This is a genomic window from Nostoc sp. NOS(2021), from assembly GCF_017115025.1.
GTDB lineage: Bacteria > Cyanobacteriota > Cyanobacteriia > Cyanobacteriales > Nostocaceae > Nostoc.
The window spans coordinates 1-9,464 of the sequence record NZ_JABXKM010000068.1 but is presented as its reverse complement, the minus strand read 5'-3'; the positions used below and the strand labels follow the sequence as shown (position 1 = coordinate 9,464).

At 43.1% G+C, this 9,464-nt stretch carries 8 protein-coding genes and 1 pseudogene; 6 read left to right on the top strand and 3 right to left on the bottom strand.

The features are described 5' to 3' along the window. Positions 1-460 precede the first annotated feature (460 nt). Positions 461-1,483 (top strand): catalase family protein, encoded by a 1,023-nt coding sequence (locus HWQ41_RS08205; protein ID WP_292761377.1) that lies wholly within the window; start codon positions 461-463, stop codon positions 1,481-1,483. Positions 1,484-2,123: 640 nt separating this feature from the next. Here the strand turns inward: HWQ41_RS08205 and aroA are convergent. Continuing rightward, complete coding sequence (gene aroA, locus HWQ41_RS08200; protein ID WP_292761375.1) at positions 2,124-3,419, bottom strand: 3-phosphoshikimate 1-carboxyvinyltransferase; 1,296 nt, start codon at positions 3,417-3,419, stop codon at positions 2,124-2,126. 109 nt (positions 3,420-3,528) lie between these two features. On the opposite strand from aroA, the pseudogene HWQ41_RS08195 reads away from it, so the two are divergent. Continuing rightward, positions 3,529-4,544 (top strand): annotated as a pseudogene (locus HWQ41_RS08195) (adenylate/guanylate cyclase domain-containing protein); the annotation flags it as partial. A 288-nt stretch (positions 4,545-4,832) separates the two neighbouring features. Then, the gene (locus tag HWQ41_RS08190) at positions 4,833-5,138 is read left to right on the top strand and encodes a hypothetical protein (protein WP_292761374.1); all 306 of its coding nucleotides are present in this window, start codon (positions 4,833-4,835) and stop codon (positions 5,136-5,138) included. 209 nt (positions 5,139-5,347) lie between these two features. On the opposite strand, the gene HWQ41_RS08185 is transcribed toward HWQ41_RS08190, so the two are convergent. Beyond that, positions 5,348-6,220: an S-methyl-5'-thioadenosine phosphorylase gene (locus HWQ41_RS08185; protein WP_292761373.1), complete on the bottom strand. Its 873-nt coding sequence runs from the start codon at positions 6,218-6,220 to the stop codon at positions 5,348-5,350. A gap of 286 nt (positions 6,221-6,506) precedes the next feature. Between HWQ41_RS08185 and HWQ41_RS08180 the strand changes: the two genes are divergently transcribed. Next, the gene (locus HWQ41_RS08180) at positions 6,507-7,631 is read left to right on the top strand and encodes a metallophosphoesterase (RefSeq protein WP_292761370.1); all 1,125 of its coding nucleotides are present in this window, start codon (positions 6,507-6,509) and stop codon (positions 7,629-7,631) included. 124 nt (positions 7,632-7,755) lie between these two features. On the opposite strand, the gene HWQ41_RS08175 is transcribed toward HWQ41_RS08180, so the two are convergent. Then, entirely contained in the window at positions 7,756-8,187 is a 432-nt protein-coding gene (locus tag HWQ41_RS08175) for a nucleoside deaminase (protein WP_292761367.1), read from the bottom strand. Positions 8,188-8,202: 15 nt separating this feature from the next. Between HWQ41_RS08175 and HWQ41_RS08170 the strand changes: the two genes are divergently transcribed. Continuing rightward, positions 8,203-9,126, top strand: a complete 924-nt coding sequence (locus HWQ41_RS08170; RefSeq protein WP_292761365.1) for a nucleoside hydrolase — start codon at positions 8,203-8,205, stop codon at positions 9,124-9,126. A gap of 189 nt (positions 9,127-9,315) precedes the next feature. Beyond that, positions 9,316-9,456 carry a hypothetical protein gene (locus HWQ41_RS08165; RefSeq protein WP_292761364.1) on the top strand — a complete coding sequence of 47 codons (141 nt, stop codon included), beginning with the start codon at positions 9,316-9,318 and terminating at the stop codon, positions 9,454-9,456. Positions 9,457-9,464 lie beyond the last annotated feature (8 nt).

The window sequence follows — 9,464 nt, the reverse complement described above, 5'->3', positions numbered from 1 at the left end:
GTCAGAATACCTTTCCTGTATTCTGACGACTGACGCCTTTATTCTGTTTCGATAATTAAATCTCTATTGGCTCCTGATCAAAATTCCCTATCAATTATACAATAATTCCCTGATCATATCTTAAGGAGAAGCTGATGTAAGAAGCGCCCATTGATCAAAAAACTATTTCCAAAACTATGCTTTAAGCTCAAGTCTTCATTACTCGTCGCCTACCCATTGAATTAGAGCAACTGCGATCGCTGTCCACTGGGGAAGTTTGGCCAGAAGGCCAACCCCCTCCCCACAAAATTTTACTAGAAAAAGTATAAGTACATTCAGGGTGGGGACTTCCGCGATACCGTCAAAGCCTTATTTATAAAGTTAATCTTAAAACTCTCATAGATATATTTTGAGCCTATATACTCATCACAGTATTTAAATTGAATTGATTTGTGAAAGTTTTGTACTGAAGGAAAAAAGTATGAGCGATTTGAGCTTATCCCTAGCCACACAGTCAGCAGAAACTGATGTCATATTGGCAAGTGTCTTACAGGAACAAGCACAGAAAGGGCCTGACTTGCGCCAGACACATCCTAAAAGTCATGGTTTGGTTTGGGGAGAATTCATTGTGGAAGACAGCATACCCGAATCCTGGATGGTGGGTGTATTTGCCAAAAAACGGAGTTATCCAATTTGGGTACGGTTATCTAATGCTTCTGCACCTGAAAAACGTGGCAAATTAAAATCAGACTTGGAACCAGATATTCGCGGTTTAGCTATCAAACTTCTGGAGGTAGAAGGGGAAAAGGTACTTGATGATGAGAAGTACACACAAGATTTTATTTTTCTTAATCACCCAGTTTTTATAACGCGAACCCTACAACAGTTTGCTGATTTAGGGAAACTTGGTAGTGGTCAGGCTGATCCAGAATTATTGCGATCGCTTGCACCAGTATTTGAAATTATCCAAGCCGCTGGCAGTAAACAGGTAGCGAATCCCTTACTCATCCCATACTGGAGTACGACTCCCTATAAACTTGGCTCTCATGTGATTAAGTTTTCACTTCGTCCGCACCAACCGGATGAAATTCCCGATGGGAAACCTGATTCCGAAAATTATCTGCGTGAAGCAGTAGTCAAATATCTCACTCAAGAAGCAAAAGAAGCAAATTTTGACTTTCTAGTACAGCTTTTTGTAGACGACGAAAAGACACCCATTGAAGATCCTACTAAAGAGTGGAAAGAAGAGGATGCACCATTTATTAAACTGGCTACTGTCAAAATTCCGGCTCAGAAATTCGACTTTGAAGAACGCAACCGATTAAATGAGGGGTTATCTTTCTCTCCTTGGCACACCTTACCTGAACATGAGCCTTTAGGTATTATTAATTTAGCTCGGAAAAAAATCTACTTAGAAGCTGTGAAGTTTCGCCATCAGTATGCTGAACAGCGCCTAAGAGAACCTCAACCTTATAGTGAGATTTTAGATCAGCCTGATAGCTAACTCGTAATGACTTGATCAACATTCAAGCGATCGCCGCTTTTGATGCAAGTGAGATGAGCTTGATGAAAGCAAAACCACAAATGGATACAGATAGCGGTTCTTGGCCCTTGTGAGGTACTCTAACCCCACCCCCAAGCCCCTAAGAGCAAGCGAGGTGTATACACAAGTCGAATTACCCCCCTTAATCCCCCCGATATATTGGGGGGAAACAGGAAATTTAGTTCCCTCGTGAAGCTTTGTCAGAAATGATGGGAATTTTGATCTTATAAAGGGGGGAAACAGGAAATTTAGTTCCCTCCCCTTTATAAGGCTACGGTGTACACACAAGTCCTAAAAACCTAGCTTGATAAGGTTTTCCTCGTTCCCAGGCTCTGTCTGGGAATGCATTCATTGAGTCTCCGACTCAATGTCTGACTGGAGGCAGCAGCCCCTAATCAGCCATTCCCACGCAGAGCATGGGAACGAGAGAACAATGGTCAATCGAGCTTTTTTCGACTTGTGTGTACACCGTAGTTTATAAGGTCCGGGTTAGGGTGGGGTAAAACCTTGGTTAATCAGCTATTTCAGACTTGTGTGTACACCGTAGGCTCTTCGAGAGGGGACTACTGTAGGTTTCGCGTTCCCCTACCGCGTGGTCTCTTTACTGGTCAATCTCTGATTGTTCTAACATTTGGAAGAATCGAGTAAAGTAATCTGGAAAGGTTTTCGCTGTACAGCCAGGATCTTTAATTACAATCCCTGGAACCTTCAAGCCAGTGACAGTAAAAGCCATCGCCATTCGATGATCGTGATAGGTTTCAATCGCCGCCGGGGTAATGGGGCTAGGCTCAATTTTCAGTCTATCTGCGAATTCTTCAACCTTGACTCCCAACCGACGCAACTCTGTGACAACAGCTAGAATACGATCGGTTTCTTTATATCGAATATGTTCCACATTGCGGATGGTAACAGGTGAGCTGGCAAAAGGCGCGATCGCTGCTAATGTTTGCACTAAATCCGATATATCATTCATATCAATGTCGATGCCTTGCAATTGCTTCGGCCCCGTCACTTCGGTGTAATCATCGGAGTCATTAATTTGGCAACCCATCTGTTCTAAAACATTCAGCCAGAGAATATCACCCTGACAGGATTGTTTGGTCAAGTTTTTGACGCGCACCCGTCCACCCGTAACGGCGGCGGCGGCAAAAAAGTAAGAAGCATTTGACGCATCAGGTTCTACTGTGTAATGTCGAGCTTGGTAACGCTGACCTGCTTTAATCTGAAATTGATTATCGCCGATTTGAATCACCTCCACGCCAAAATCTGCCATCAGACGACAGGTCATTTTGACGTAAGACTGAGAAACCAGTGTACCCTCAACCTCAAAAATCGTATCTTGTTGAGCATAAGGCGCAATCATCAGCAATGCCGAAAGTTGCTGACTTGTTTGGTTCGCTTTCAACCGAAAATTTCCGCCAGCGAATTGCCGACTATAGAGGGTGTAGGGCATAAACCCGGAGTTTCCCTCAAAGTTAACGGTTGCTCCGCCCATTTGCAGCACCGTCAGCAAGTCGCCCATCGGTCGTTCTCGCATCCGAGTCACGCCATCTAGCCGATATTCGCCGTTACCCAGTGCCACCAGCGCCGAGATAAACCGTGCTGTAGTACCTGATAAACCCACAAATAAATCTGCCTGTTTAGCTGGGATGTCGCCTCCCCTTCCTGCAACCTGAATCTGAGTCAGATTAGGATTCAGAGTTATGGGAATACTCAATTGCTCTAAACATTTGGCAAAATACTCGCTGTCTTCACTAAATAAGGCATTTTCTAAAATGGAGTCACCTTGCGCCAAAGCAGCGACAAGCAACGCCCGATTGGTAAGACTTTTAGAACCGGGAATTTCTACCGTGGCATCCACTGGCCGATTTAGAGCGGGAATTGCAATGGTATCCACGTTAAACCTCTACGTAGGCGGTCAGCTACAACTTTATATATTGCCATATTGTGGGCAAAAGGGGCAGGGGAAGAAGAACTATTAGATTATTGACCAATGCCCAATGCCCATTATTGGTGCTAGTTTGTGTTGGCTGCAACGCCACAGCAGCAACCAGAAGACTCTTATGGCTGTTAGTGTTTTTCTGGCGTTTGTTGCTGGTTGGTGGATTCCCGTTGTACCTTCACTGCTGGCTTTTGGGAGAAAAGTTACAGTTTTGGTGTCTGATTTCAGAGGATTCTCAGCTATTTCCGAACCCTGAAGGAGTAGTAAATATTTTGAATCTTTATCTAGGAGCAATGACAGATGTGATTAACCATTATCAAGGCACGATTAATGAGCTTATGGGTGATGGCATTTTTGTAATATTTACTGCGTCAATTAGTCACCAAGATGATTCTAAATGAGCGATCGCCTGTGCTATTGCTATGCAATTAGCAATGCAGCAAGTTAACAAACTTTCATCAGCAAATGAATTTCCCAATCCTCTAAATGGGAATTTTAATTAATACAGGCGAGGCCGTAGCGGGAAATGTTGGTTCTCAAAAACGCGCTCAATATACAGTTATTGGCAGTCATGTTAATTTGGCTGCCCGAATAGAGTCTTATACAGTGGGAGGACAGATTTTAATTTCCGAAAATACCTGCAAAGATGCCAATACTGACCTTCAAATTGCTAGGCAATTACAAATAGAACCCAAGGGGATGAAGCATCCTGTGACAATTTGTGAAATTCGTAGCATTGGCGGTAAATATAATTTATTCTTGCCTAAAGATGATGAAAAAATAGTCATTCCCAATCAAGAAGTACCTGTGTAATACACCATTTTGCAGGGCAAAGATGTCGTGGGAACAATATTTCATGGGGCATTGGTTAGCTTCTCAGAAAAAGGAACGCAACTGCGAGCGCCACATTCTTTAGAACTCTTGAATAATCTCAAACTCAAGTTATTGATTGAAGCAGAACACATCTATGCCAAGGTGATCCAACAATCTAATGTTGACGAGGATCTTTTTCTGCTTCGGTTTACATCTGTTACCCCAAAAGCGATGGCAATTCTCAATGCACTGCGTCAGCCTGGGTGAGATTAGGGCATCAATATTGAAATGGTAACGAAGAGAGGTGTATGTAAATATGGTCAACTGAAAAAGTAGGTAGTTCAGCTTTTTTAAAAAAAGTAGCAATTGTTGCTGATAGAAGCAAGCGATCGCGGTAGTATTTTGGGACTTAAGCCTGATCCGACTCCAATAACTCCTAACTCTGACCGAATAATTAATAATTCGTAATTTATGGTACAGAGTAACTAACTTGAGTTATGGAGATAAAAATATGATTTCTTCTAAAACCGAGATTAAATTACATCCAAAGGACAGATGACGAACTTAAACAACTTTCAAAGACTAGTAGAACTTGCAAATGATTATGGAATTATTTGCCAGCCAACACCAGAAGAATGCTTGATTGCATCCTTGCCTGGAGACGATGATTTCTTATTAGCTTTTACTTGGTCTGGTGCAGTTGAGGGAGAGCCGCCAGAGCATGAATTAATCGCAATTAGTGTACAGGATATAGTCAAAGAAGTTACTGTTGCAGCTTGGCAGATTCCTAGTTATTTATTCGGAAACGTTTTAAGGCAAGCTCAGATGCTTGTCACTGCCCACAAAGATTTTGTTAGTTAAAAGACAAGCCCTAGCTAAAAACCACTATCCCTGTCCACTGTGGCAGGGATTTTTATTGAAAGTCGGCGGTAAACTCCAACCCAAGAGTGGGTGGAGAGGGTCTATACCGACTGCAATGGTACAGGCATCATACGTATAATACTAAATCGTGAGAGTGAAACTGCGTCACCGAATAGCTCGTCGTAGACATCGCTCATTCATCACCAACACTACAAATACTTCTGCAACAATAACCCTAACTTTTCCTTCGTCGCGGCTGGTGCTTTATCCAACTGAGTCAAAATCGCATACTGCAAAGCCGAATGCGCCTCACTCGGCGGCGGATTTTCACTCAACCGCCGCACAGTTTCTTGAATCACCTTTTGAGCATTCACAGCATTCCGCAGCAAATTGCCAATCACCAATTCCACCGTTACACTGTCATGGTCTGGATGCCAACAATCATAATCTGTCACCAGCGCTAAGGTTGCATAGGCAATTTCCGCTTCCCTTGCCAACTTTGCCTCTGGTAAATTCGTCATACCAATGATTGTTGCACCCCAACTGCGGTAAAGATTCGATTCTGCCTTTGTGGAAAAAGCCGGCCCTTCCATGCATACATAAGTGCCACCGCGATGGAGAGTAACTTCTGGTAAATTGAGAGATGCGATCGCATCTGCCAACACAACAGCCAAATTCTTACAAATCGGATCACCAAAGGCAATATGAGCGACAATTCCCTCACCGAAAAACGTGGAAATCCGATTTTTTGTTCTGTCAATAAACTGATCTGGCACCACCATATCTAGTGGTTTCGCCTCTGCTTTCAAGGAACCTACAGCACTCGCTGAGATTAAATACTTCACACCCAATTGCTTCATCGCATAGATATTAGCGCGAAACGGTAACTCAGAGGGTAAAAGCGTGTGATTGCGGCCATGACGCGCCAAAAAAGCTACCTGTGTACCATCCAAAGTCCCCAGAATCAAAGCATCAGATGGTGAACCAAAAGGAGTCTCGACTTGCAGTTCTTCGACATCTTTGAGCGCATCCATTTTATATAGACCGCTACCACCAATAATCCCAATACTAGCTTGAGCCATGATTTTAAACCTGTTCCTTGCTGATCTGCTAAGTTATTTTATCGAAAAGGGGGAGTAGCAGAAAAGGCAGTCACGTCGCTTCTCTACGAGACGCCAAGGGCGATCGCTGCGAATTCAAAATTCCAAATTAACAATCCCAATAAATAATTGTCACCATAGCGTGTAATCAATGCTTAATGTATACAAATGTTAAGTAGACGCACTCCTGAGCAGGGAGAGAGAGTAAGGGTTATACTTTTGGGAAAAGGCTTATTTTAACCCCTGCTTTTAACATTTTCATAAATCAATGACTCTCAATTTTCGCTTTGCGGTGGTCAGCGACTTACACTTGGCACTTCCCCACACAATCTGGGATCATCCTAGTCGGTTTCATCTGGTGGAAGTCAGCATCTCAGCATTTAAAAGTGTACTAGAACATTTAACACAACTTGATTTAGATTTCTTGTTGTTACCAGGAGATTTAACCCAGCACGGCGAACCAGAGAATCACGCCTGGTTGCAACAATGTTTAGCCCAGCTACCTTTTCCCGTCTATGTTGTTCCTGGTAATCATGACGTTCCTGTGCTGTTGGCTTCGCAGCAATCAATTGCTTTTGCCGATTTTCCCTACTATTACACGAAGTTTGGCTATGACGATCCACAGCAGATTTACTACATTCGTCAATTGCTGCCTGGAGTTAAGCTGATTGGACTGAATTCTAACTCCTTTAATGACCAGGGGGAGCAAGTGGGGTGTTTGGATACCAAACAGCTACGGTGGTTAGAAGAGGTACTGGCGGCATCTGCTGATGAATTAATTCTGGTGATGGTGCATCATAATGTAGTGGAGCATTTGCCCAATCAATCGAGCCATCCACTGGCAAATCGGTACATGTTGTCCAATTCAGCAGAACTGTTGCAGTTACTGAGGCGCTACGGAGTCAAGCTAGTGTTTACCGGGCATTTGCACATTCAGGATATTGCTTACTCAGATGGAGTATATGATATTACCACTGGCTCTTTAGTTAGCTATCCTCACCCTTATCGGGTGCTAGAGTTCCATCGGGATAACCAAGGTAAAGAATGGTTGCAAATTTTATCCCATCGGGTAGAGTCAGTACCTGAGTTCCCCGACTTGCAACAGTCATCGCGGCAGTGGATGGGCGATCGCTCTTTCCCCTTCCTAGTCAAGCTACTAACACACTCTCCATTAAACTTACCATTATCACAGGCAAAAGAATTAGCTCCTAGTTTGCGCGACTTCTGGGCAACTATTGCCGATGGGGATGCAGTATTAGATTACCCCGACTTTCCGCTAGAAGTGCGACGCTACATTCAGACGTATGGTGCATTGGCGCAGCCTAACCCAGGCATCGCTACTAGTGGAACTCTTACCCTGATTGATAATAACAGCACACTTTTGCTGAGTTAGGAGTGATGAGTGGCTTCTTTCTATCAGCCCCCGTACTATCATGTTATCCTGCGTTTCTTTTAGATAGCGATCGCTCCTGCCATAATTCTCCGATCAAAAGTCACCTTGGCAGGGCAACTCCTAACTAATTACCGATATCTTCATTCCAAAGTTCCGGGTTAGTTTCAATAAACTCACTCATTATCTGTTCGCATTCGTCAAGATTAAGATCAATTACTTCCACACCGTGAGATACCATAAATTCTTTAGCACCAGGAAAAGTTCTGGATTCTCCAGCGATGACTTTTTTAATCCCAAATTGTACCACAGCCCCAGCGCACAGATAACACGGCATTAAAGTTGAATAGAGTGTTGTACCTCTGTAGCTGCCAACTCTCCCAGCATTGCGGAGACAATCGATTTCGGCGTGAGTAACAGGATCGGCGTCTTGCACACGTTTATTGTGTCCTCTGCCGAGAATTTTGCCATCCTTGACGAGAACCGAACCAATGGGAATTCCACCTTCTTGTCTGCCTTGTTTCGCTTCTTGAATTGCAGCTTCCATAAACTCATTCATATTAATCCTCCTTTTATGTCAAAACAACTTGTATTAATGGATCACGATGGCGGTGTAGATGATTATCTAGCAACTATGCTGCTGTTGACGATGGATCATATCGAACTCCTTGGTGTTGTAGTCACTCCAGCAGATTGTTATGTCCAACCGGCTGTTAGCGCCACACGTAAAATTATCGATTTGATGGGATTTTCTCATATCTCGGTTGCAGAAAGCACTGTGCGCGGTATCAATCCATTTCCTACTCTCTATCGCCGTGATTCGTTTATCGTTGACCATCTCCCCATTCTCAATCAAAGCGAAACCATTACTACGCCTCTGGTTGCCGAAACAGGTCAAGATTTCATGATCAAGGTGTTACGTAACGCATCAAGCCCCGTAACGTTGATGGTAACTGGGCCGTTGACGACGGTAGCAGTGGCTTTGGACAAAGCACCGGAAATTGAAGCGAAGATTCACAAGATTGTGTGGATGGGGGGTGCGTTGAATGTTGGTGGTAATGTGGAAAAAAGTTTAGAAGCAGGACAAGATGGTTCTGCCGAATGGAATGTTTATTGGGATGCAATTTCAGCAGCGCGGGTGTGGCAAACCCAAATTGAAATTATTATGTGTCCTTTGGATTTAACTAATAATGTCCCAGTCACATCAGAATTAGTATACAAAATGGGACGACAACGCCACTATCCCATCTCTGATTTAGCCGGACAATGTTATGCACTAGTTATCCCCCAAGATTATTATTTCTGGGATGTGCTGGCAACAGCTTATCTCGGATGCCCGGAATTCTATCAATTGCGCGAATGGGAAACAGAAATTATCACCACTGGTCTTAGTCAGGGGCGTACTAAAGTAGTTCCTGGTGGTCGGAAAATTTCTGCGATGGATAAGGTAGATAAAGAGGCTTTTTACGCTTATATCTTGCAGCAATGGGCAAGATAAAAAACTTCAAGATTGTCTTGCTGATTCAGATGCTTATGATAATCAAGGATTGCTAGCGAATCCTCCTACTCCTGAAATATGCAAAAAAATCATAAAGGGGCGTGCAAAAGTACTATAAAAATAAATTTATAAACAGACAGAAGAACTTAAAAAAATAAATTACGTATTACAAGATAAAGGAATAAATCTATGACAATTCGTATTACTGTAGATGAAACTAAGCTAATATTCGAGCTTTTGCTTCAACGAATAAAGGATGACCAAATTGAATTTGTAGATGTTGAAACAGATTTTTACTGGCTTATTACAAGTGATATCATGTCCGGGTAATTAGTTGT

Excerpts from the sequence above, each read along its gene's own strand:
- HWQ41_RS08205 (WP_292761377.1), top strand. The coding sequence starts at position 461 with ATGAGCGATTTGAGCTTATCCCTAGCCACACAGTCAGCAGAAACTGAT.
- HWQ41_RS08165 (WP_292761364.1), top strand. The coding sequence starts at position 9,316 with ATGACAATTCGTATTACTGTAGATGAAACTAAGCTAATATTCGAGCTT.
- HWQ41_RS08170 (WP_292761365.1), top strand. The coding sequence starts at position 8,203 with ATGTCAAAACAACTTGTATTAATGGATCACGATGGCGGTGTAGATGAT.
- HWQ41_RS08175 (WP_292761367.1), bottom strand. The coding sequence starts at position 8,187 with ATGAATGAGTTTATGGAAGCTGCAATTCAAGAAGCGAAACAAGGCAGA.
- HWQ41_RS08190 (WP_292761374.1), top strand. The coding sequence starts at position 4,833 with ATGACGAACTTAAACAACTTTCAAAGACTAGTAGAACTTGCAAATGAT.
- HWQ41_RS08180 (WP_292761370.1), top strand. The coding sequence starts at position 6,507 with ATGACTCTCAATTTTCGCTTTGCGGTGGTCAGCGACTTACACTTGGCA.
- HWQ41_RS08185 (WP_292761373.1), bottom strand. The coding sequence starts at position 6,220 with ATGGCTCAAGCTAGTATTGGGATTATTGGTGGTAGCGGTCTATATAAA.